Raw genomic sequence first — 22045 nt, 5'->3', positions numbered from 1 at the left:
GGGGCGCAGTCGCGCTCCGGTCGACAGGTGCCGGGCGGACACCTCCCAGTGCACCGTCGAGCGGTACGTGAAGGACCAGATCAAGAAGCCCCGCCCCGACCTCTCGGCCCGGATGGAGCGCGAGGTAAAGAAGCGGTGGCAGCCCCAGATCCGCGCGAAGGCCCGCAAGCAGGCGGCGGCCACCGGCGGCATCGTCATCGACACTCGCGCCCGCATGGGCTACACCGCGCCGGTCGGCTCGACCGACCAGGACCGCATCCGTCACCTCACCGTCGCCCTGCCCCCGCAGTACGCCGCTCGCCTCTTCGACGCCCAGGAGGCCGGCGCCACCGATCAGCGGCTCCAGGAGATCGCGGCCGAAGGACTCAAGGAGGTCTACTTCCAGGGCGGCGGCCGCCGCGCCGGCTCCCTGGAGGAAGTCCGGTTCACCGACATCGAGCACCTCGAATTGACCTGTAACGGCCATCCCCTACTCGAGGGTGGCCCCACACGTGCTCAGTGGATCTCCCCATCCCATAGGGGGTCAGCGCAGATCCGCCGGAGGGCCGCCATGAGCATGGATGCCCTCCGGCGGATCTGCGCTGCCCCCTATGGCGGGGCGCGGATCAGCCGCTGCTTCCGAACTGCGCTGTCCTTCGACTGAGGGGCAGCCCCGCGCTGTGTCACCCGGTCTGTGGCTCGTCGTGGGCCGAGTCCAGGAGCTGGTCGAACGACTCCTTCTCGAAGAGCCAGTCGTACAGGCCACCCGTGATTTGGGCGCCGTTGATGGCGACCGTGGGGGTGCCGGGGCCGCGTGGGTCGTCGCCACCGGCTGCCTCGTACGTCTTCTGCGATGCGGTGACGAAGTCTTTGTACTTCATCGTCGCCACGGCGGAGTCGAAGGTCTCGCTCCGCAGCCTCTCGACGTGGCCGGCGAGTTCCGGCAGGGAGGCTGTGGTGTAACCGCCTGCGAGTTCGTTCTCGGCCATGTTCTCGAACAGCACGGCGTGGTACTCGGTGAACTTACCCGCGTCCAGCGCCGCGCGAAGGGCATTGACCGCCCTCTTCGATCCGTCGCCGCCCACGCGGTCGTCCCTGAAGGACGCGAGGGTGTACTCGGTCTTCGCCTCGCGGCGCAACGTCATCTCGCGTAGCGCCGGGGCGCCGGTCGCCTCGAACTCCTCGACGACCGGACAGCGTGGGTCCTCGTACAGCCGGACCGTAGTTGCCGCGGCCGGATCACCCACCACGATCGTCGTGCCGTCCGAAGCCAGTTCCTCCGGCAGCTCCTCAACACCCGTGTAGGCCGCCGGCAGCGGTGCGCCGGCGCCGCTGTCATCCGTGGACCGCTCCCTCGGTGCGCAGCCCGTCATCCATCATGAGCACAGCGATTCCGGCCGCGGTAGTGGCGACCAGCCTTCTTACGTTCCTCACCTGCGGATTCCCTCCCCTTGACCGCGCAGACTCCAGGCGCTCCAGGTCACGAATCGCACAGCGATCCGCCTGATGGCCACGGCCTTGCGCTCGACGCGAGGAGTCCTTCCTTCCTCGGGGGCTACCGGCGCGCTCTGTCCACGGGAACAGCCCAGGTGCCCTCGACTGGCCAGCACGTCCCGTACACGGGTCGACCCCGACCGCCGTTGCCGACAGCGACCGACTGGTCGCGTACCGCCTTCCTTTCCGACACCGAGGTGTGGACCCCGTCGGCGCCGGTCCCGCCTCGGCTCACCGAGGCCGAGCGAATTGCCTCTCGAGGCCCGCCAGCAGCGGGCCGCCCCGGCGGACGGAAACGCCTGGCCAGGCGGTCCAGGTGACCCATAGCATCCGCCCATGATCGAGGACGTAGCAGAAGCTGTGACGCAGCACGTTGACGGGAAGAGAACGGAGGACCGGGATACGGGATCGCCCCGTGAAGTGTGTTGGCGTGGTAGAGGCGTCGCCTTCGCGCCCCTCGACGTCGACGACGCGGAGCTGGTACACGCCTGGCGCGCCGACCCCGTGGCCGCCCACGAGATCGGCATGTGGCCGCGTTCCCTCTCTGCCGTGCGGGAGCGCATCGAGCGCGACCGCGATGAACACGACCGCGACGACTTTCTCGTCCTGCTCCCCAACGGCACACCGATCGGCCACATCGCCCTCTTCGATCAGGACCTCGTCGACGGCACCGCCGAGATCCTGCTGATGCTGGACCCCGACCATCGAGGCTCGGGCTACGGCGCGGACGCCGTGGACGCGCTGGTCGACCTCGCTTTCGGCGAACTACCCATGCACCGCGTTCAGGCCGTCACCCACACCACCAACACCGCGGCTCTCAACGTCCTGGCCACGGCCGGCTTCATCCAGGAGGGAGTACGCCGCTCCGCCTGCCTGCACCGAGGCCGCCGCTACGACGTCGCCGTGCTGGCCCTGCTTCGAGATGAATGGCAAGCACTCAAACGACCCCGAGCCTGGGACGTGCCAGTCCCAGGCCAGTGACCATGTCGCTGCAACCCCGCAGCACGGCCAGCGCCCGCGGCTGACTGACTGCCGACCAGCTCGAGATCGACGCCATCAAGGTCTACGCCGGCGGCCCCTGCGAGAAGCAGGTAGTCCACTACACGTCGGCCTTGTAGGCCGGGCTGCGGTCGAGCGCGGCCGGAGAGCTGCGCTCGACCGTCGGTCAGCGGTGGTGTTCGGACCACGTCCTCGCCCAGGGCAAGCGCAGCCTCGGCGATCTCAAGGAACCCGGCGGTGAGGTCCTTGCGGTTGCGGGACTGCAGAAACCCTTTCCTGCTGTGGCGAAGACCAGCAGCCGGTAGCCGTCATACTTCGGCTCGAAAGGTCACCTTCGCTTCCTCCGCCGGTCCTCGGGCACGTCCTGGCGGTGCTCGGCCTCCTCGGCGGGGGCGCCGGGCTTCACCCCGTGTACGTGGCTGACCACCGTGTCCCGGGGCGACCTGATCGAGCCGGCGGGCGACCTGTCCTCCGTGAAACTCAGCGAGATAGAGCAGGCCATCCGGCTCGCCGAGCGGCGAGGGAGCGAACCCCGGCGGCGACCGCGAAGCTCAGCGAGATATGAGACGCCCTCCGTCTCGGCGGCCTCGGGTAGACGGGGGGACCTCCGTCCAGGCTTCGGCGGGTGAACGCTCTCCTCGCCACCTGCGCGGTCATCTACCTCACCGTCGGAGATGCCGACTTCGCCGGCGTTCCGCGAGTACCTGGACGGCCAGGAGCCGCAGGGCATGGTGCGGGCCGCCCGGCACACCGGGAACGAGCCGTGACGCGTACGCCCCGAGCGCGGCCGCGGGCGGCGGCGCGGACCGTCCCCGGCCTCAGAACTTCCGCCACCTGGCGAGGCCGAAGGAGAACACCCCGAACAGCGCCAGTCCGACCGCCACGGCGACCAGCAGCCACTGTCCGGCCGGGGCCGTCGCGAACGAGCGGATCGCGTCGTCCACGCCCTTGGCCTCGGCGGGGTCGAACTGGATCGCGGCCTTGAGGGCGAAGAAGCCGACGGCTGCGAAGACCAGGCCGCGGGAGACTCCGCCGACGATGCCGGTGCCGTCCATGAGACGGCGCTGGTTCTTCGACAGTCGCGCCCACGTCAGGTGTGTGCGGTACTTCCGCAGGGCGGCGCGCCCCGCGATGACGAGACCCGCGACGAGAATGCCGGCCGCCGCCGCGCCGACCCACCACTGTCCGCCGGGCTGGCCGAGCAGGCGGCCGGTGACGTCCTGGCTCTGCCGGTCGCTCGACCCGGCCCCGCTGCTCTTGGCGCCCGCGGCGAAGGACAGGACGAGGAAGGAAACGAAGGCGTAGAAGACGAAGCGGAAAGCGGACTGGGCCCGCTTGGCCGTCTTGCCTCCGTCAGGTCCAGCAGCCCCGTACACGGTCTCCGTCAGGCGCCACAGCGCCATGCCGGCGAGCCCCGCGCCGAGCGCCCAGAGGAGTACGGCGCCGAACGGTGTGGCGGCGACCTCGGTCAGGGCTCCGCCCCGGTCGGCCTGCTCGTTCGCACCCGTGAGGCCGATGCGTATCGCCAGCAGTCCCACGAGCAGGTACAGCACTCCGCGCGCCACGAAACCCGCGCGGGCACCCGCCCGCACCGCGTCACCGCGGGCCGCTCTGCTCGCCGCCGCTCGGGGCGACCATGTTCCTGTCCTCACGTCTGACACCTCCGTCGGGCCGGGTCCTTCGGTTGCCCCCGGCCCGACGATCGCAACCCCTTTCGAAGCCGGTCTCCCACACGGCGTGTCTGGCGCGTGGCCCGGGGAAAGCGACAGAGGAGCAGATGCCCAGAAAGGCCGCTTCGCCATCATGGGCGGATGACATACATCGACGCTGACCTGAATGCTCTCCTTCATCGCCTGGATGATCCAGAGCTGATGGAGCATCCTCCAGGCTACGACCACGCGGCGACGCGAGCGCTTCAGCGTCCTCCACCTGTCGACTCCCACTCAGTGCTCGTCCTCGCCGAAACTCCCATCCGCCTGCCCGATCCCGTCGCGCTCCTCCTGTCCGAACTCGTCGTCCAGTCGCCGCCCTCCGGCTGGGCGGCGAACTCACCACGCCACTGGCTCTTGCCCGCACCACCGCACTGGTCCAGCTCGCCGAGGACCTGCCGCCAGCCGTCCTCGCACCCCTGCTCGGACTCCACGCCGTCACCGCCGAGCACTGGCGGCGCCGCGCGGCCACCGACTGGACCGCCTACCTGGAAGCCCGTATGTCGATTCGGGACGGTCAAGCCATCCGGAACGATCCATCCCCACCGTCCACTCCCCATGCCCAACACAACCGTCAACTGGCCATGTAGGACACGGTCTTACTTCTTCTGCGGTGAAGGCGGCGAGGAACGTCCCATCCTCTATGCCGACTCCGAAGGAAGCGCGGCTCTGATTGCCATCGGCCTGCCCGAGTTGGTGCGGCTGCTGCTGGTCGTCCCGTGGTGGCGCGACTGCCAGGCGTTCACGGACGAGGAGAGTCGCGAGCTTGCGGTTGAGTATCTGGAGGACATGCCGGACCTCATGGCCCGGAGAGACCGTGCCGCCGCAGCCCTTGGCCTCGGCCTTCCCGGCCAGGCAGAGGCCCTGGCCCGCTTGCGAGAGGTAGCCACCCGGTTGGGAGAAGACTTCGTTTTGATCTTCACGCCGGAGGGCCACTCCTACGAGCCGCTCTTCACACCCTGATACGCGCCACGGGCTCAGGCCGCGACAAGACCCGCTGGGGGCGGAGCACAGTCATGGGTTGCCCACTGCGTGGACCTGTCGCCCGCGCTCGCGACATGATCTCCGGCTACGAAAATCTTGACAGAGCCACTTCTGCAGGTACGCCGACAGCGATGAAGGCCCGATGATGGGAGATCACGTCCTCCGGGTAGATCGCGGCATACCCCATGGTGGTGTCCAAAGCGGCGTGGCCGCACGTCTTCGCGGCGATGTGCGGGGGCAGTCCGGAACGGATGGCGTCGGTCACGAAGATTCTTCTGAAGTCGTGGGGGCGCCAGTCGAGCGGGTTGTCGGCCACAGTGATCTGGGCGGACTGAAGGTCGCGACCAGGCACTCGCGGATGTAGCTGCGGGTCAGTGGCCGGTCCTCGGTGTCGTACCGGCGTTGGAACAGGAACGGCATGGGCGGGCTCCAGGTCTGTTCGAACACGTCGTATGGGAGACCAGCAGCAGGCGTTCCGCATCGGTCTTGGATGGGGCGACCTGCAGCGTCGGCACTACCTCGCCGGTGGTAGGCAGGGTGTAGGCGATGAAGCTGTGGTGGGTGAGCTTCAGCATCTCCTCGATCCGGATGCCCGTGTGCCTCTCCTCGCTCATAAACCGAGGCCTATGACGCCTGCCGAAGCCTGTACGCCCGCTACCCCTGCCCCCACGGCAGTTCGTCAGGCTGACCACCGCGTTACGACGCGAGGGCGCAGATGCGGTTCGCAAGGGCCGGCCATGGAGCCTGCGGCTGGAGGACCGGGTCCTGCTGGTCCTTGCATATTGGCGAGCGAACCTGACGCTGCGGCAGCTTTTCCCCTCTTCGGGATCTCGAAGTCGGCCGCCGACCGGATCATTGGCCACCTTGCCCCGTCACTTGCCCTGAAGCCTCGCAAGCGGTTCCGCAAGAACGCCGTGCTAATCGTCGAACGGCATGCTTGCCTATCCTCATCCGTGGCCACGCGGTCGCCGAACCGCCCTGGAACTACAGGTACTTGAACGACCGCCAGATCGTCATCGATGCCGACATCCGGCTCGTCCCGGTGGTCGAACACTGCCCGGCGACCGCAACGACTGCAAGGCATGGGAGCTATCAGGCGCCAAGGCTGTCGGTGTTACCACGGTGGTCGCGGACGAGGCCACCGCGGCACCGTGCCCATGGGGGCGTGGTCATCACCGGCAAGGAGCCACGTTGTCGACCGGTTGGGGTCGTGCGCTGTCGATTGCGGATCGCCGCAGCACGCGGCCGGGATCTTCGGGCAACCAGCCGCCCACGCCGCAGGCGAATCCGAGCCAAAGCGGGTTCCCGCGATCTCTCGCTCAAAGGTGCGAACGGACGTTCTGCGTCAGCCCAGCTGGCTGAGAGGTGCAGCCGCTCGGTGTGTACTTAGGCGAACCTACTGGCCAGTTCAACTGACGCAAAAGGCACCCCAGTTGTTCAAGAGTACTTAATATGACGGCCTGTGCCAGTGGCACAGGTGCCTCATCAGCATGCGGACACGCCGCACGCCACGCCTCTGTCCGGTCTGGACGAGGAGATACGGAGCAGCTCCTCCCGTGTATCTCGACAGCTATTCCGCGCGCGGCTTCCGCTCCCTGGCCGATGTCACGGACATCCCGGTCAGCCGGCCCACCGTCCTGGCCGGCCGCAACGACGGCGGCAAGAGTGCGGTGCTGACCGCGCTGGCCTTCCTCCTCGGCACCCACCGCCTGACCGACGAAGACCGTACCTACGTACAGGACGAGGAGGGTTCCAAAGGGCGGCGGTGCGCCGAAACCTTGGTGGAGGGCCAGTTCCGGCTGGACGCCGAGGAACAGGCCCATAGTGGGATTGGCGAACGTGTGCGTATCCGCCGGCGCTCGCTGCTGGGGGAGGCGACCTGCCTGGAGTATTTCGGCAGCCAGCCCGCCGACCCGCAGTTGCGTGACCTGGGCCGACTGCTCAAGCCGGCGCTGACGGCGCTTGTTGCCGAATACAGGCTGTCCCCGGCAGGAAACCTCAAGGAGGATCTGCTGGCAGAGCTGAGGGCACACGCCAGGACGCTGCCCCAGGACGAGGGGTGGCAGCCGCTCCCCAAGACACTCGAGGAACGACTCCCACGGCTTTTGTCGTTCGGTGGGAAGGACGAGAGCCCCGACGACGCCGTGCGCACCGCTTTGAGCAGCAGCTACAAGACGCACTTGGAAGACGAGACCCTTCAGGGCCGTGTCCGGGAGATCGAGGGTGAGATCACCCAGCGGCTGGAGAAGGAAGCCGACTCCCTGTGCCACCACATCCGCCAGCACTGCGCCGAGTACGTCAGCGTAAACGTGAAGCCCATGGTCTCTTTCAAAGGAGGCTTCCAGGGCGCACCTCTCCACGTCTCAAGAGCAGACGGCGAACCCGTCGACCTGACACGCGCAGGGCAGGGCAGCACCCGCCGTATCGCCCTGGCGGTATGGGAGTGGACCAGCAACCTCCTGGAGAACGCTGAACTGGCCGCCTCGACGGAACAGGGAAGTACCCAGCCCACACAGACCATCGTGGTTTACGACGAGCCCGACACCCACCTTGACTACCGGCACCAGCGCACGGTCATGGACATCATCCGCAAGCAGTGCGCCCTGCCCCATGTCAGCGTCATGGTCGCCACCCACTCGATGAACCTCATCGACGGCGTCGACATCGCTGATGTCGTCCACCTGAGCCTTGGACCTGGCGGGCGCACCGTCGTCGAACGGCTCGATGACGACCAGCACGACGGGATCGATTTCCACCTGGGCCAGATCGCTGCATCGCTGGGGCTGCGCAACTCCGTCCTGCTCCACGAGCGCTGTTTCCTGGCCGTCGAGGGCGACACGGAGCAAAAGAGCCTGCCGCTGCTGTTCCGCCTGGCCCAGAACATGTCCCTCCAGGCAGCAGGCATCGCGCTGTGGGGCTGCGAGAACAACGAGGGTGCCCTTCACCTGGCCCGCTACCTCGTCAAACACCGGCGCACTGTGATGCTGATGGTGGACGCCGACAGCCGTACCAACAAACTCTTCAAAGACGAACGCCTCCGCCGCGCCGGCCTCGACCTCGAAAAGCACGTCTCCTACGTCGGAGAAGCCGACGGCTACAACGAGCTCGAAGAACTCTTCAGCGACGAGCAGTGGGCCGCTGCCGCCAACATCCACTGGCCCCGGCCAGCCCCGCAGACCTGGCAAGCCGACGACTTCACGGCTCACCGCGACGGCAAGAAATTCAGCTCCCGTATTCTCAGCATGGTCCAAAACCAAGCAGGAGACAACAGTCCCAACGGCAAACCCGCCATGGTCTACGGGCTGGTCAGCACCCTCACCACGGCCCAGGACGTGCCCCGACAGCTACGGGACATCTTCGCCCATCTGCAAGAACTCGCTCACTGATCCGATGCCGACCGCCGCGCACGACGCGCCCGCATACGCTCTTTGCGTTGTTCGTCGGTCGGCGTTTCCCACACATGCCAACCAACCGATTCCACCCATTGACGGGCATGGATCCGAGCATCGATTCCGCACCACCTGCACCCGCCCGGCGAGGGAACGCAGGCAGCACGAGCAGACCTTGGAGAGGGCATCTCTCCTCCTTCCCACGCTCTTCATCTTCCCTGCCGACACTGACAATCACGCTGAGTGACAAAGCCGAGGTGTATGCGCATGAGGTTTCTCCACACATCCGACTGGCACCTGGGCCGCCGGTTCCACGGAGAAGACCTGATCCCCGCCCAGCGTGCCTTCCTCGACCACATGGTCGACACAGCCCGCGCCGAGGCCGTCGACGCGATCCTCGTGGCCGGCGACATCTACGACCGTGCCATCCCCAGCCTGGACGCCGTGCGCCTGTTCAACCGCGCTCTGCACCAGCTCGCCGACCTCGGCGTGCCGATCATCATGATCAGTGGAAACCACGACTCCGCGCACCGCCTCGGCGTCGGATCCGGCCTCTTCGCCCGTGCCGGGATCCACTTGAGGACCGACCCGGACACCTGCGACGTCCCCGTCGTCCTCAACGATCCCGACGGCCCCGTCGCCGTGTACGGCATCCCCTACCTCGAGCCGTCGATGGTCCGCACCCAGCTCGAGGCGGAAGCCGCCTCCCATCGAGCGGTGCTGACCGCCGCCATGCAAAAGATTCACGCCGATCTCACCAGCCGCCAGCCGGCCGGGACCCGCTCGGTGGTCCTCGCCCACGCCTTCGTCACCCCTGGCACCGGCCAGAGCGAGAAACCCCGGGTGGAGGAATCGACCAGCGAACGCGACATCAGCGTCGGCGGTGTCGCCCATGTCGGCGCGGACGTCTTCGACGGCATCGACTACGTCGCCCTCGGCCACCTCCACGGCCCTCAGAAGATCACCGACCGCGCCCACTACAGCGGCTCCCCCCTGCCCTACTCCTTCTCCGAGGCCGCCCACACCAAGTCTTTCACCCTGGTTGAACTCGCCCCCGGCACGGCCCCCGCCATCACCCGCTTGCCCTGCCCGACCCCCCACCGGCTGGAACGCATCCAAGGTCTCCTCGAAGACCTCCTCAACGTCCCCGCCCACGAATCGCTCAAGGACGCCTGGCTCGAGGTCACCCTCACCGACCCAGCCCTGCCCTTCGAAGCCATGGCACGCCTGCGCCGCCGCTTCCCCCACACGCTCAGCCTCAAGCACCAGCGCGCCCTCATCCCCGCCCAGGCCACCGACACCCCTACCTACACCCAACGCCTCCAAGGCCGCAGCGAACTCGACATCGCCCGCGACTTCATCACCGACCTGCGCGGCAGCGCACCCACGCCCGACGAAAATGCCCTGCTCCAGCAGGCCGTCGACGCCGCCCGCGTGAACGAACTGCAGAAGGAAACCGTCTGATGCGCCTGCACCGCCTCACCCTGCAGGCCTTCGGGCCCTTCGCCGGCACCCACACCGTCGACTTCGACGCCCTGTCCGCCGACGGCCTGTTCCTCCTGCACGGCGACACCGGCGCCGGGAAAAGCACCCTTTTCACCGCCATCTGCGTCGCCCTGTACGGTGAACCTCCGGTCGACCGCGACCTGCTGCTGCGCAGCCACCACGCTCCAGCCGACCTGCTCACCCAGGTCACCCTCGACGTCACCATCTCCGGCCACCGGCTGCTCATCGACCGCGTCCCCCAGCAGATGCGTCCCAAGAGGAACGGCACGGGCGAGACCCTCCAGAAGGCCGAGACCCGGCTCAGCCGGTGGACCACCGATTCGGCGGGGAGAGGCCACTGGGAGGCCTCCAGTAAGTCCCACCAGGAGACAGGCAAGGAGATCAAGGATCTGCTGGGCATGAGTCGAACCCAGTTCTGCCAGGTCGTTCTCCTGCCCCAGAACGAGTTCACCAAGTTCCTCTACGCCGATGCCGGCAAGCGCCGCGAACTCCTTGGCAAGCTCTTCCACACCGACCGGTACGCCTTCATCGAACGCTGGCTGAGCGACCACAGTCGCAACACCCAGAAGAACCGTGACGCCGCCCGCGACGAGGTGCTGCACCTGGCGGCCCGCATCCACCAGGCCGCCGGCCCTGACTTGAAATCCCAGTACGACGCTCCCAGCCCCGACTCCACGCATGCCCTGACCGACGCTGCCCTGACCTGGGTCAACGACCTCATTCAGGCCAGCCAGACCGGCGCCCTCACCGCCCAGGCCGACGCCGAGAATGCAAAGGAAAGGCAACTCGCCCACCAGAAGCTGGAAGCAGCCGCCCGCGAACTGCACAGGCAGCAGACCACCTACGCCACCGCCCGTGAACAACTGGACCGGCTGGACGAGCAGATCCCGCACCAAGAAGCCCTCGGGCGGCGCCGGGAACAGGCTCGACGGGCCCAGCAGCTGGCACCGCTGCTGCACGCCCTCAGCACCGCCCGCACCGACCACACCCACGCACAGAACCGTGAGAGCGACGCCCGCACCCGGCTCCTTCCCGAGCATGCCGCACTACAGGCCGCCGACCTCGCCACGGCCGGACAACGCATGCGCGACGACATCGCCGTGCTGAACACCCTCCTTCCTGAGGAAACCCGACTTCACCAGCTCACTACCGAACTGAAGCGGATCGACGCCGAGCGGCAGGACTTTGCCGTCCAGCAGCGCACCGCACGCGACTGGCTCGAGAAGGAGACCGCTCAGCGAGCCGCCCTGGAGATCCGCCGGGAGACTGCCCGCGAGGCCGAGGAAGAAAGCCGACGCCAACAGGCCCAGCTAGAGAGCCTGAGCGGCCGCCTAGCGGCTGCCGAACGCCGCGACGCCCACCGTGCACAGATCACCGCCACCGAGCAGCACCTGGCCGCCGCCCAGAAGGAAACCGATCAGGCCGCCCAGGCCCACATCGACATCCGCCGCCGACGCACCGAGGGAATGGCCGCCGAACTGGCCACCGGCCTCACCGACGGCGCACCGTGCCCGGTATGCGGCTCCTGCTCCCACCCCAATCCCGCCCAGGCACCTGACGGGCATCCCACGCGTGAGGACGAACAAGCCGCCGAAAAGACCCACCAGCGCCTCCAGCAACAGCGCGACAAGATTGCGGCCGAGCTGCGGCAACTGCGCGAGAACGCCGCCGCGGCCACAGGCGAAGCCGGCGACACCCCGCTGGCCAGCCTCAAAGCCGACCACGAGACACTCACCAAGCAGCTGGCCGACTCCCTCCATCGAGCCGCCGACCGCAGGAGTGTCGAGGAGGAACTCCTCGCGCTCGAGCGCGAACACACGGCCATGACCGAGCAGGACAGCACCGCAACCGCAGGTCTGTCCGACCGCAATGCCAACTACGACAACCTGTCCCAGCGGCACGCAGAGCTCACCACGAAACTAGACGCCGCCCGCAGCACCGCCCCCACCCTCGCAACCCGCATCGACGACCTCACTCGCACCGCCGACCACCTCGAGCAGGCAGCCGAGGCATCACGCACCGCAGACCTCGCTGCCCTATCCCTGCACACTCGCACCAGCGAAGCCACCGACGCTGCCACGCCCCAGGGGTTCGGCACGCTCGCCGAAGCCGAAGAGGCCCTGCTCAGCGAGCAGGACGTGACCGACCTCGAGGAAAAGATCAACGAGTGGCGCGAGGCCCGCGCTTCCCACCAGGCCGTTCTGGACGATCCCGTCCTACAGGAAGCAGCAGCCCAGCCTGCCGCCGACATCGAAACGGTGGCAGCCCGGCGCGCCGCAGCAGACGACCAGCATGCCCAAGCGGTCACCGCCTCCAGCGCCGCCCAGACCCGCACCACCGAACTTACCAAGCTCACCACTGCTCTGGCAGAAGTCGTCGAGCGACTGAAGACACTCGAGCATGCCCACAGCACCGCCCGCCACCTCGCCGACCTCGCCACCGGCAACGCATCCGGCACTCGCGTCCGCATGCAGCTGGAGGCATACGTCCTGGCCGCCCGCCTCGAACAGGTCGTCACCGCCGCCAACACCCGCCTGCATCTGATGTCCGAAGGTCGCTACACCCTGCGCCACTCCGACCACCAAGCCGCCCACGGCGCCCGCTCCGGCCTCGGCCTGGAAATCACCGACTCCTGGACCGGCCACCCCCGCAAGACCGACACCCTCTCCGGCGGCGAATCCTTCTTCGCCTCCCTCTCCCTCGCCCTTGGACTGGCCGACGTCGTCACCCACGAAGCCGGTGGCAACCCCCTGGACACCCTCTTCATCGACGAAGGCTTCGGCACCCTCGACGACGACACCCTCCACAACGTCCTCGACGTCCTGGACTCCCTACGGGCCCACGACCGCACCGTCGGCGTCATCAGCCACATCCCCGAACTACGCCGCCGCATCACCCAGCGCCTCCACATCCGAAAAGGCCCCACCGGCTCCACCCTCGCCCACCTGACCGAAGCAGCCGAATAGCCTGACACCCCCAGCTAGAGGGACCGGGAAACCCGTTCCCTCTGCGCCCGACCGACCCCGTTGGAGCGGTACCCCCATGGCCGACATCGAGCTGCGCCCGCACCAGCAGGAAGCCGTCACAGCTGCTGTGAAGGCACTGCGCGCCCGCTCTCGGGCCACCGTGGTCGCCGCCTGCGGCACAGGCAAGACCCTCATCGCCGCCCGCACCACAGGCCGCCTCACCCCGCAGGGGAGGACTCTGGTTTTGTTGCCGACCCTGGACCTGCTGTCCCAGACGGCCCGCTCCTGGCACACAGCGGGCCCAAAGGGCACAACGGTCGCTGTCTGCTCGGCACGGCAAGCCGTCGATCACACCCCAGCGGGCGACCTACCCATGACCACCAACCCTGCCGAACTCGCGGCTCTGACCACCAGCAGCGCGGGGGAGCCGGTGACTGTCTACGCCACCTACGCCTCTCTGCCCTCCATTGTTACCGCCCACCAGACCCATGCCCTGCCTCCCTGGGACCTGGCGGTCATCGACGAAGCCCACCGCACCGCCGGCCGCCTTGGCAAGGCATGGGCAGCCATCCACCACGACGACCAGGTCCCCGCCCGTCACCGGCTCTACCTCACCGCCACACCCCGGATCTGGGACGCCGACGCAGACGCCGATCAGGCCGGAGACGCCGAGACGGTCGCCTCCATGGACGACGAAACACTCTTCGGCCCTGTTGCCTACCGTCTCACCCTCTCCGACGCCATCGACCTCGGCCTGCTTGCCGACTACCAGATCCTCGTCCCCGTCATCGACGACACCACCTTGCGCGACTGGCTCGCCACTGGACCGGGCGCCGGCGTCGACGGCCTGCGCCTGGCCGGCCGCCAGGTCGCCGTCCTTAAGGCCATCCGCGACCACAAACTGCGCCGCGTCCTGACCTTCCACCACCGTGTCCAAGATGCCCGCGCCTTCGCCACCACGCTCCCCGACACTGCCGCGGCCCTCCCCGCCGCCCTGCAGCCCGAGGGCCTGTGGGCACAGTGGATCAGCGGCACCCATCCACCCCGGGTCCGCCGCCGCATCCTCCTCGACTTCGCCGCCCACACCCACCCCGAGCAACCTGCCGTCCTCGCCAACGCCCGCGTCCTGGGCGAAGGCATCGACGTCCCCGCCATTGATGCCGTCGTCTTCGCCGACCCGAAGAACAGCCCCGTCGACACCGTCCAGGCCGTCGGCCGCGCCCTGCGCCAGCAACCCGGGGCAGGCAAGAAGGCCACCCTTGTCGTCCCCGTCTACCTCACCCCCCACGAAAACCCCGACGACCTCCTCAGCGCCGACGCCTACACCCCCCTGTGGCGCACCATTCAGGCTCTCCGTGCCCACGACAGCCGCTTCGAAGCACGCCTCGCCGACCCCCGCACCCACCGACCCACCCTCACCAACGAACCCGGCACATGGCTCCACTTCGAACGCCCCGCCCAAGCTGACGAAGTCGCCCTCGCCCTCACCCTGCGTGTCCTCAAACCAAAGAGCGCCGAATGGCGCCGCGGCCTGGCCTCAGCCCGCCGCTACCACCGCACCCACCACCACCTCGACATCCCCCAGACATACGAGGACCCGACGGGCTACGCCCTGGGGCGCTGGCTCACCTGGCAACGCCACCTCCACAACCAGAACGCCCTCGATGCCACCCGCACCCACGCCCTCGAACAACTCGGCATCGTCTGGAACCCCCGCCAGCAAGCCTGGGACCGCGGCCTCACCCATGCAGCTGCCTACGCCACTACCCACGGACACCTCGCCGTCCCCGTCGGTTACCACGACCCCGAAACCGGCTTTGCCCTCGGCCGCTGGCTCGCCACCCAACGCAAACGAGCCGACCAGCTCACCGCCGCACGCACCAAAGCCCTGGAAGACCTTGATCCGCACTGGAACCCGGCCTGGCCCCTGACCTGGCAACGCACCTACCAAGCCGCCCGCCACCATCGGAAAGCCGGCCACAACCTCGCCGACGTCCCGCGGATCTTCGTCACTCGCGAAGGCATCCGCCTAGGGGAGTGGCTCCGCGCCCAGCGCAGCACACCACCCGCCCACCCTGGTCAACTTCTCCTCCTGCAAGACCTGGGGCTGCACACCACCACACCGCCCTCTGGGCAACAGCTCTCGCTCTCAGCACGAGAACGGTCCCTCCAGCGTGGACTGGAGGCAGCGGCTGCCTTCCTCGCCAGAGAAGGCCACCTGAAGGTGCCCCAGCGCCACATCGAACAACTCGCCACTGGCCCCGTACGGCTTGGGCAGTGGCTCACCAACATCCGGCGACGGTGGGACCGCCTCCCACCAGAACACCGCCGGACACTGACACGACTGGGAATCCAGCCGCCTACGCCAGGCCCGGGCAGCAACCGGTGAATCGAGTGTCGGCAGAAGTGAGCGGCCCGGGGAGCTGGCAGAGTTCAGATCTCCGAGGCGAGTGCGTCGATCAGCACGCGCGACTGGACCACAGCCTGGGGATCGCCTCCGCCACGGCCCAGGACGTCAGCCGCGGGGTCGAGCACGCTGATGAGACGCCCCGACCGCACGGCCGACGGCACATTACGCAGACAGGAACGGAAGAAACTTCGCCCCACTGGCCATGGGCAAGGTGTCCGGCGAGCCGCCGTTCGGCCCGATCCGGCAACCATCGCCCGGCCTCGTACTGCTCCAGCAGTGCGGCGGCATCCCGGCGTAGCGCCTCTGCCGACGCCTCTCTCACCATGCCGGGTTCAACGACACGCTGCCAGTGATCGGCACGCTCCGGTCAACCTGGGACCAGCGTCGTCGTCCGTCACGCGGACCACCGGCCGCCGGCGGGGGCGTGAAATGCCGGATGGCCTCGGCTTTGATCACGGGACCACGGATAGCTTCCTCTGTGGAGCGGCAGCGCCCTGCTGGCTGCCTCCGGGGAAGGTCGTAAGGGTGAGGCCGAACATGAGTCGGTTCATCTCCTCGGTGGTCAGCCCGAGCTCTGCTGCGACGCTGGAAGGCCTGATGTGCTTCGTACGCAGGGCTGCGAAGACCTTCATGAGCACCTGGGACGTTTCTCGCTGGCCCATGCCTTCGGGCTCGTCGGACCGGTATCCAAGGCGGCTGAGTTCCGCGCATGTGGAGCGGTACTGCCAGTCGGTGAGCAGGCCCAGGTCGTGCATGCGGTAGGTCAGGGCCATGGCGGACACGTTCCAGATTCGTTTGCCTCGGATGATCTGGTCGACGTGTGCGCCGGAGGGCATGTGGCCGAGGACGCTTGCCCTGGGCATCAGGAAGGCGGAGGCGAAGTCGTTGGCCTGCCGCTCGGCCTCGGGCCCGGAGCAGGCGTGCTCGCTGCCGTGCATGACGAGGTGCCCGAGTTCATGGGCGGCGTCGAAGCGGCCTCGCTCGGCGGATTTGAGGGTGTTGAGGAACACGAAGGGCACGCCGTCACGCCACACGGCGAACGCATCGACCTCGGCGTGGTCGGGGTCGAGGGAAAAGACGCGCACTCCATGGGCTTCCAGGAGATGGACCATGTTCGGCGCGGGCGCATCCCCCAGGCCCCAGCGGGTGCGGACCATGCCGGCGGCGGTCTCGGGGTCCGGCTTGCCCAGCGAGGGGATGTCCACGGCGGGGAGCTGGAACCTTTCGTCGATCCAGTCGTAGAGCATCGCACCGAGAACGCCCGCCGCCCGGGCAGCGTCCAGCACCCGCGCCGAGGTCTTGCTGCGAGCCCGCCAGGAGATCCCTTCGGAAGGGAGATCGTCCAGTGACGGACCTTCGAAGAAGACGGTGGGAAAGTCCAGTGCCGAGGCGATCTTGCCCACGGTGTCGGGACGAGGCGAGGTGCGGCCGGTCTCATAGTTGGACAGGCTCTGCAGCGACACCCGAGACCGTGCCGACAGCTCAGCGAGAGTCAGGCCCCTGCGCCTGCGGGCCAATGCGATACGGGAGGGGGTCACCATGGGGCTGCCTCAGTCATCGGTGGTGCATGGTGGGGCGACGGGGTTCGCCGCCCCACCGACGGGCTCAGCGGAAGTCGACGGCGATGTCGATCACTCCGGGCCCATCATCGTTCAAAGGTTCGATTCCGTCCATCTGGAGCGGGGGAAGCGGAATCCGCCGCCCCCATTCGACCACGAACCCGTCCTCGAACCGCTTAGGCTGCGACAACTCGCAGTCGATCCGCACCGCGTCCCCCGCCTCGGTGCGGAAGGAGACCAAGAACCACGTCTTCAGAGCGAAGGCCTCCTCCTCGCTCAGCGCCACACCCTTCGGTCCGGCATCGGCCACGAAGAGGGCTGTCTGCACGTGTGAAGCCCCCTCGCCCGCGTTGGCCCGCGTGACCTGCTCCGTCGCCAGACCCCGCCGGCGCGCGTTCTTCGGGACCAGCGGCGCCTGCCCTGTGGCGGCATTGCCGACCATCACACCGATCGCGATCGACCGATCGGCGCGGCACACCAGCTCAAGGCGACCGTGTACGAGCTTCGCCCAACCCTCGTGCTCGATCTGGAGCTCGCGAAGAGTCCGGACCTGCGCCTCGTAGGCCCGCCGGCCCGCCGTTCCCGTCGGATCATTGGGAACAGCTGTGCGCCTTGCCGCCTCGCCCGCACGCAGGATCCGGTGCAAGAACTCCAACCTGGTTCCTAGGCCACCCAGTTGTGCCTGGACATCATCGGGTCCAGGGGGCGGTGCAGAGAGGGGCAGGGCCAACGGTACCTCCGCGAGTCGGCAGCATGGATTATAAGAACCCTACCGCAGATGAGGTGTCATCTTTATAAGACCCCGAAACCTGATGGCCCGTCACCCCCGGCTCAAAAGAAGAGACGTTGCCCTACCAGGAACGGTGCGGCAGGAACACCTGCCGCACGCGTGCTCGCTTAAACGTTGTGCTCGGGGTTCAGACTGAGGTCGTCGCGGACTGATTGACCACGCAGCTGTGAAAGCTACCGGGCAGCACCAGCCCGCTGCCATCGACCGCCCACATCACGTTCCAGCTCGTCCCACATCCGCTCATGCGTCAGCTCGGCTGCAGACTCCAGCCAGTTGAGCTGGGCTGTCCGCCACAGGAGCAGCCGGTACTCATCTGTTCTTCCCTGATCCCGCAGGAGCACGGCCAGGGTGACTCGGCCGCTTTCTAAGAGGCCATCGATTGTCCGGTGGGCATCTACTCATCCCCGCGTCCACCTGACCAAGCCGTGACGGGGATTCGGCCTCGGCCCTGTGCTCGCCGCGGAAGCCACCCCCACGCCCTCCGTTCCACACGGTGTGGCCGCCCCGCCTTGCCGCCGGCATGCGCAGAACCCGTCGGCCCTCAGAACGCGCTCCAGGCAAGGCCGAATGACGTGCTCCTCGCTCGGCTGTCAGAGCCTGCCCGTAACGTGCGCAGCCGGGCCAGGCAGGAGGGCAGAGGATGTCTAGGACGATAGATCGAGGCGGCAGGAATGATCAGGATGTCTCGGTCTGGCTGATGGTGCTCACAGCTCATCGGGGCCTGTGTGTCTATTGCGGTCGGTCGCCCTCCACCACGATCGACCACGAGATGCCCGTTGCTTCCAACGGCGCCGACATCTGGTGGAACTTCATGCCATCCTGCGAAGGCTGCAACCGATGGAAGAACGGGCGCAGCGCGAGGATCTGGGTCCGGGACATGGATCTCCACACCCGCTACCCGGAGCTCCGATTCTCGAAGAGAGCCATGCCTGCCCGCGTGTACGCCGGCATCACCCGGCGCGTCGAGCGAACCCAGCGCGAGATAGCCGACCCAGATCGGCGCGACTGGTTTCGGCATCACTACGACCTCGGCCGGCACAAGAAGAAAGCCGAGACGCTCAAGGCCCTCAAGCGGTGCAGGGAGGAGCTACGGGGATACCCCCACCACCCATGGCGGACGCCGAACGTCCGGGATACACGAGCCGACATGTGCGTCCGCTTGATGTGCTGTGGACATATGCACCCCGACAGCCAGTGGATGAACGCCATTGTGACGGACGCGGAGTACAAGGCGTTCCGACGTGCCGCCTATCAGGAGCGCCTTTCCCCCGGGGAGCTGCTCGGCAAAGCCGTTCGACAGTACCTCGCTGACACCGAGCACGAGTCCGGAGCAACTCTCACGAACGAAGGCGACACCGCAGCTCTGACGCCTTTGATTCGAAGGGCCTTCCCGGGGTTTCCATGAGAGAAGTCAGGCTGCGCCGACGCTTCCACGTGCTTGGTGAACGTGGCGAGGACTCGTCGAGAGGCACGGCGCGGCGGAACTGGTGGAGCGGGACAAGGCACGAGTCGCGCTGGCTACGCCACGGCCTGCAACGCGCTGGTGGCGGGAGTACCGAAGACATCGTCGAACCGCGAGGCGCGCGTGGCGGGGACGAGGAGGTATGGGGTGCCGGAGCCGGCTGTGGTTCGGGGGCCTTTCTGTCCGAGGCCGAGGGCGTCGTGTGGGGTGAGGAGGTCGAGGTTGTCGAAGACGTAGTAGAGGGGGAGTTGGGTCCAGGCGACGAGCTGGAGGTGGGCGGTGACGGCGGCCCGTTCGATGGCGTGCCGCTGGCTGGTCTGGCTGGTCATGCGGCTCTTGCAGTCGATCAGGATGACCCGTCGCCCTTGTGCGGCGATGAGGTCGGGTGTCCAGCGCAGCGAGCTGGTGGTGTGGTGCAGGGCGAGCCGTATGGGCTCGCCCATGACTCCTTGTCCCCAAGGGCTGGCGTGCCAGCCGCGGTGGTTGAGTTCCTGGGTGACGCGCTGTTCGTGGGCGTCACCGATCGCCTTCCTTCTGTGAAAGCTCGGCATACGGGGGAGTGTGACGCACACCGGCCGCGGTGAAACAGCAGCCGCTCCCACGGCCCCCAAGGTTCGGCCACACCCTCCCGACGTGCGTGGACGTTCGTGGTTGTCCGCAGGTGTCCGGGCACGTTCCACTGTGTCTCACTGCGTCCGGCTGTCACCGGCTGGAACTTGGCCGGATCCCCACCACCAGAGCGCCCCGGGAACACCCGCCCGGGCTCAGGCAGCCTTCACCGTCCCGCCCGCAGCCGTGCCGCCCTTCCCGCCGGGATGCAGCAACCCGTCCAGGCACGCCGCCAGGGCGTCGGCGTCATCGGCCATCCGGCGCAGCCGCATGGCGAACGCCCGGGTCTGGGCGGCGTCCAGATCGGCGGTGAGCCCGGGACTGTGGAACGAGACGAACGGCACGCACGACGGCCTGTCCCCCCAGAACAACTGCGCCGTCAGTGCCCCAGAGCTGTCACCCGGAGCCTGGGCGACGTACTCCTGACCGAAGAACCCAGCCCCCATTCCACGCTCCGCATCGGGTCGGCACCCGCCTGCGCGTCAGCCAGCCGCCCGGCCAGGGGCGCCAGCCCCTGGAGAAAAGCGTGTACCCGCTCCTTCAGCACAGCGACATCACCAGCCGTCTTCAACTCAAGGCAAGAGCCGGCGATGTCCACCTAGACCTCCCACGCCCGCGGATACCCCTCCTCAGCGTCCAGCTCCACCAGCTCCGCACCCAGCCGTGTCAGGGAGTCGCGCTCATCCAGACGCACCGAGAACTCGAACGCGCGATGTGCAGTCCCCGGGAACCTCACGTGATCAACCATGCAGGCGCCCTCCAGCCCTGCACACCCCCGGCCCGCCTCGCCGCTCACGCGCCCACCCCCCGGTACACACGCCGTGCCTGGGCAAGCCGCTCACACAGGTTCTCCAGCACATCGAGGTGCGCCCGCACGGTCTGGATGACGTCAGCGAGCTCGCTGGGGCCGAGGCACTCCATCCACTCGTCCTGGAACACCTCCAGGCTCACATAGGGGGGCCCTGCGTACGGCCCCACTCGAGTGGGGTTTGACCCGGATCGCGCCCGACAGCACCGGCGTGTCCACAGTCCCTTTCTTGGCGTCCCAGACAGGGAGTTCCAGGTTCGCGCCGGCACCGATGTCGTGGGAGACGTCCTCCAGCATGGTCCCCTCCCGAGTGTCCCTGGTGTGGTCGCTCACGCACCCCGGTGGGCACCAGGTGAGAAACGGCCCCTTGAAGTCTCGGTCCCGCCGCAAGACGACCAGGGGACGCTCGGAAGCGATGCCGAGCTCCTGAGCGAAGAGAGCCGAGACGATCCGCTCATGTTCGGTCACGGCGGCCAGCTCCGCCGGAAGGACGATCACCCACTGACCGTCGTCGATGTGCAGCACCCTGCCCACAGCGCCGTCAGCCACAGGAACGCCCCGGGCCAGATGGACACCCAGAGCGGTCAGACGAGGCAGGAGAGGCATCCCGTCCTCGTAGGCAGCCCGTCGGGCAGCAGACAACCGCGAAAGGCAGACAGAGGGACCGACCGATTCGGACAGGGTAACGCTCATGACGATCCTCCAAACTAGAGAGGGAACACACGCCACCCGGCATGCAGGCACACCACTCGAGACATCCCCGGCAGCACGGACGAGTCCGCCAGGACGAGGAGACGACAAGGGACAGCCCGGGCAGCAACAGCAACCCGGCCCCATCAAGCGTGAGCCCACCACACTCCGCTACGACACGGGCCGCCCCCATCACCACCCATAAGACGGAAACCACACACCACGGTGTTTGAAGCAACCGCCCCCCCGACAACCCCCACCCACCTCCCCGCCAGGGGAGGCACCACCAAATCAAATCACTGCCCAACAAACCCTTATGACATCAAGGCGCCGACAGGCGCCCCAGAAAACACCCCTTCCCGCCAGGGAAGGGGGAACCACCAACAACCCGTCATGCCGCCAGGCATGACACACCACCAACTACCGGCCGCCAGGCCGGAACTGCCAACAAACCCACGTTGGGCCGCCAGGCCCAACCCCAAACCCACCCCCTCTCGCCCCGTCAGGGGCGAGCCCACAACCCCCGTCATGCCGTCAGGCATGACGCCGCGTCACCCTCCCGCCGTCAGGCGGGAGTTGGGCCGTCAGGCGGGAGTTGGGCCGTCAGGCCCAACTTAAGAGCCTCCCCTACGCTCTGAGCTCGGCCAGCACAGCGTCCGTGAACGGCGGCCACGCCTCCACCGCCCACGGG

General features: G+C 67.8%; 17 protein-coding genes and 4 pseudogenes. 11 read left to right on the top strand and 10 right to left on the bottom strand.

Annotation, left to right across the window (positions count from 1 at the left end):
* Window positions 1-43: 43 nt before the first annotated feature.
* Window positions 44-448 (top strand): annotated as a pseudogene (locus ABZY12_RS28800) (XRE family transcriptional regulator); the annotation flags it as partial.
* A gap of 214 nt (window positions 449-662) precedes the next feature.
* Here the strand turns inward: ABZY12_RS28800 and ABZY12_RS28795 are convergent.
* The gene (locus ABZY12_RS28795) at window positions 663-1352 is read right to left on the bottom strand and encodes a thioredoxin domain-containing protein (RefSeq protein WP_356895353.1); all 690 of its coding nucleotides are present in this window, start codon (window positions 1350-1352) and stop codon (window positions 663-665) included.
* Window positions 1353-1893: 541 nt separating this feature from the next.
* Here ABZY12_RS28795 and ABZY12_RS28790 point away from each other — a divergent pair.
* Window positions 1894-2454 carry a GNAT family protein gene (locus ABZY12_RS28790; protein ID WP_356895351.1) on the top strand — a complete coding sequence of 187 codons (561 nt, stop codon included), beginning with the start codon at window positions 1894-1896 and terminating at the stop codon, window positions 2452-2454.
* Between the two features lie 413 nt (window positions 2455-2867).
* A pseudogene (locus ABZY12_RS28785) lies at window positions 2868-3037 on the top strand (type II toxin-antitoxin system PemK/MazF family toxin); the annotation flags it as partial.
* Between the two features lie 253 nt (window positions 3038-3290).
* On the opposite strand, the gene ABZY12_RS28780 reads toward ABZY12_RS28785, so the two are convergent.
* Entirely contained in the window at window positions 3291-4124 is an 834-nt protein-coding gene (locus ABZY12_RS28780; RefSeq protein ID WP_356895349.1) for a DUF1206 domain-containing protein, read from the bottom strand.
* Between the two features lie 615 nt (window positions 4125-4739).
* Between ABZY12_RS28780 and ABZY12_RS28775 the strand changes: the two genes are divergently transcribed.
* Complete coding sequence (locus ABZY12_RS28775; RefSeq protein WP_356895347.1) at window positions 4740-5144, top strand: hypothetical protein; 405 nt, start codon at window positions 4740-4742, stop codon at window positions 5142-5144.
* A gap of 106 nt (window positions 5145-5250) precedes the next feature.
* Here the strand turns inward: ABZY12_RS28775 and ABZY12_RS28770 are convergent, their stop codons facing one another.
* Window positions 5251-5646 carry a tyrosine-type recombinase/integrase gene (locus tag ABZY12_RS28770; RefSeq protein WP_356895345.1) on the bottom strand — a complete coding sequence of 132 codons (396 nt, stop codon included), beginning with the start codon at window positions 5644-5646 and terminating at the stop codon, window positions 5251-5253.
* Window positions 5537-5779 (bottom strand): hypothetical protein, encoded by a 243-nt coding sequence (locus ABZY12_RS28765; protein ID WP_356895433.1) that lies wholly within the window; start codon window positions 5777-5779, stop codon window positions 5537-5539. Before ABZY12_RS28765 ends, ABZY12_RS28770 begins: the two co-directional genes overlap by 110 nt.
* Window positions 5780-5798: 19 nt before the next feature.
* On the opposite strand from ABZY12_RS28765, the pseudogene ABZY12_RS28760 reads away from it, so the two are divergent.
* From ABZY12_RS28760 to ABZY12_RS28740, 5 genes and pseudogenes are all read left to right on the top strand, one after another.
* Window positions 5799-6299, top strand: a pseudogene (locus ABZY12_RS28760) (transposase family protein); the annotation flags it as partial.
* Window positions 6300-6721: 422 nt separating this feature from the next.
* A complete protein-coding gene (locus ABZY12_RS28755) occupies window positions 6722-8551 on the top strand; it encodes a hypothetical protein (protein WP_356895343.1) in 1830 nt (609 codons plus the stop codon).
* 270 nt (window positions 8552-8821) lie between these two features.
* Window positions 8822-10018: an exonuclease SbcCD subunit D gene (locus ABZY12_RS28750; RefSeq protein WP_356895341.1), complete on the top strand. Its 1197-nt coding sequence runs from the start codon at window positions 8822-8824 to the stop codon at window positions 10016-10018.
* Window positions 10018-13026: an SMC family ATPase gene (locus ABZY12_RS28745; RefSeq protein ID WP_356895339.1), complete on the top strand. Its 3009-nt coding sequence runs from the start codon at window positions 10018-10020 to the stop codon at window positions 13024-13026. The genes ABZY12_RS28750 and ABZY12_RS28745 overlap by 1 nt, the downstream gene beginning before the upstream one ends.
* A gap of 76 nt (window positions 13027-13102) precedes the next feature.
* On the top strand, window positions 13103-15415 hold the full coding sequence (locus ABZY12_RS28740; protein WP_356895337.1) for a Helicase associated domain protein: 2313 nt from the start codon (window positions 13103-13105) through the stop codon (window positions 15413-15415).
* Window positions 15416-15888: 473 nt separating this feature from the next.
* On the opposite strand, the gene ABZY12_RS28735 is transcribed toward ABZY12_RS28740, so the two are convergent.
* Together ABZY12_RS28735 and ABZY12_RS28730 are read right to left on the bottom strand one after the other, a co-directional pair.
* Entirely contained in the window at window positions 15889-16977 is a 1089-nt protein-coding gene (locus ABZY12_RS28735; protein WP_356895335.1) for an ImmA/IrrE family metallo-endopeptidase, read from the bottom strand.
* Between the two features lie 64 nt (window positions 16978-17041).
* Window positions 17042-17650, bottom strand: coding sequence for a hypothetical protein (locus ABZY12_RS28730; RefSeq protein WP_356895333.1), 609 nt, complete (start codon window positions 17648-17650; stop codon window positions 17042-17044).
* 775 nt (window positions 17651-18425) lie between these two features.
* Between ABZY12_RS28730 and ABZY12_RS28725 the strand changes: the two are divergent.
* Window positions 18426-18575 (top strand): annotated as a pseudogene (locus tag ABZY12_RS28725) (hypothetical protein); the annotation flags it as partial.
* Here the strand turns inward: ABZY12_RS28725 and ABZY12_RS28720 are convergent.
* Window positions 18515-18664, bottom strand: coding sequence for a hypothetical protein (locus ABZY12_RS28720; protein WP_356895431.1), 150 nt, complete (start codon window positions 18662-18664; stop codon window positions 18515-18517). The pseudogene ABZY12_RS28725 and the gene ABZY12_RS28720 sit on opposite strands and share 61 nt — an antisense overlap.
* Here ABZY12_RS28720 and ABZY12_RS28715 point away from each other — a divergent pair.
* On the top strand, window positions 18663-19190 hold the full coding sequence (locus ABZY12_RS28715) for a hypothetical protein (protein ID WP_356895429.1): 528 nt from the start codon (window positions 18663-18665) through the stop codon (window positions 19188-19190). The genes ABZY12_RS28720 and ABZY12_RS28715 overlap by 2 nt on opposite strands.
* A gap of 113 nt (window positions 19191-19303) precedes the next feature.
* On the opposite strand, the gene ABZY12_RS28710 is transcribed toward ABZY12_RS28715, so the two are convergent.
* The 3 genes from ABZY12_RS28710 to ABZY12_RS28700 all read right to left on the bottom strand — a co-directional run bounded on the left by ABZY12_RS28710 (window position 19304) and on the right by ABZY12_RS28700 (window position 20807).
* Window positions 19304-19798, bottom strand: coding sequence for a hypothetical protein (locus ABZY12_RS28710; RefSeq protein WP_356895331.1), 495 nt, complete (start codon window positions 19796-19798; stop codon window positions 19304-19306).
* Between the two features lie 213 nt (window positions 19799-20011).
* Entirely contained in the window at window positions 20012-20302 is a 291-nt protein-coding gene (locus tag ABZY12_RS28705) for a hypothetical protein (RefSeq protein ID WP_356895329.1), read from the bottom strand.
* 346 nt (window positions 20303-20648) lie between these two features.
* Entirely contained in the window at window positions 20649-20807 is a 159-nt protein-coding gene (locus tag ABZY12_RS28700) for a hypothetical protein (protein WP_356895327.1), read from the bottom strand.
* Between the last annotated feature and the right edge of the window lie 1238 nt (window positions 20808-22045).

It is taken from the genome of Streptomyces sp. NPDC006551 (genome assembly GCF_040611675.1).
Taxonomy (GTDB): domain Bacteria; phylum Actinomycetota; class Actinomycetes; order Streptomycetales; family Streptomycetaceae; genus Streptomyces.
Note: the sequence above shows the minus strand (reverse complement) of the source record. Positions and strands in the feature narration are given on the sequence as shown.

Coding starts and splice junctions, on each gene's coding strand:
- ABZY12_RS28795 (WP_356895353.1), bottom strand. CDS start 1,352: ATGACGGGCTGCGCACCGAGGGAGCGGTCCACGGATGACAGCGGCGCC.
- ABZY12_RS28775 (WP_356895347.1), top strand. CDS start 4,740: ATGCCCAACACAACCGTCAACTGGCCATGTAGGACACGGTCTTACTTC.
- ABZY12_RS28770 (WP_356895345.1), bottom strand. CDS start 5,646: ATGCGGAACGCCTGCTGCTGGTCTCCCATACGACGTGTTCGAACAGAC.
- ABZY12_RS28765 (WP_356895433.1), bottom strand. CDS start 5,779: ATGAGCGAGGAGAGGCACACGGGCATCCGGATCGAGGAGATGCTGAAG.
- ABZY12_RS28750 (WP_356895341.1), top strand. CDS start 8,822: ATGAGGTTTCTCCACACATCCGACTGGCACCTGGGCCGCCGGTTCCAC.
- ABZY12_RS28745 (WP_356895339.1), top strand. CDS start 10,018: ATGCGCCTGCACCGCCTCACCCTGCAGGCCTTCGGGCCCTTCGCCGGC.
- ABZY12_RS28740 (WP_356895337.1), top strand. CDS start 13,103: ATGGCCGACATCGAGCTGCGCCCGCACCAGCAGGAAGCCGTCACAGCT.
- ABZY12_RS28735 (WP_356895335.1), bottom strand. CDS start 16,977: ATGGTGACCCCCTCCCGTATCGCATTGGCCCGCAGGCGCAGGGGCCTG.
- ABZY12_RS28715 (WP_356895429.1), top strand. CDS start 18,663: ATGGATCTCCACACCCGCTACCCGGAGCTCCGATTCTCGAAGAGAGCC.
- ABZY12_RS28720 (WP_356895431.1), bottom strand. CDS start 18,664: ATGTCCCGGACCCAGATCCTCGCGCTGCGCCCGTTCTTCCATCGGTTG.
- ABZY12_RS28710 (WP_356895331.1), bottom strand. CDS start 19,798: ATGCCGAGCTTTCACAGAAGGAAGGCGATCGGTGACGCCCACGAACAG.
- ABZY12_RS28705 (WP_356895329.1), bottom strand. CDS start 20,302: ATGGGGGCTGGGTTCTTCGGTCAGGAGTACGTCGCCCAGGCTCCGGGT.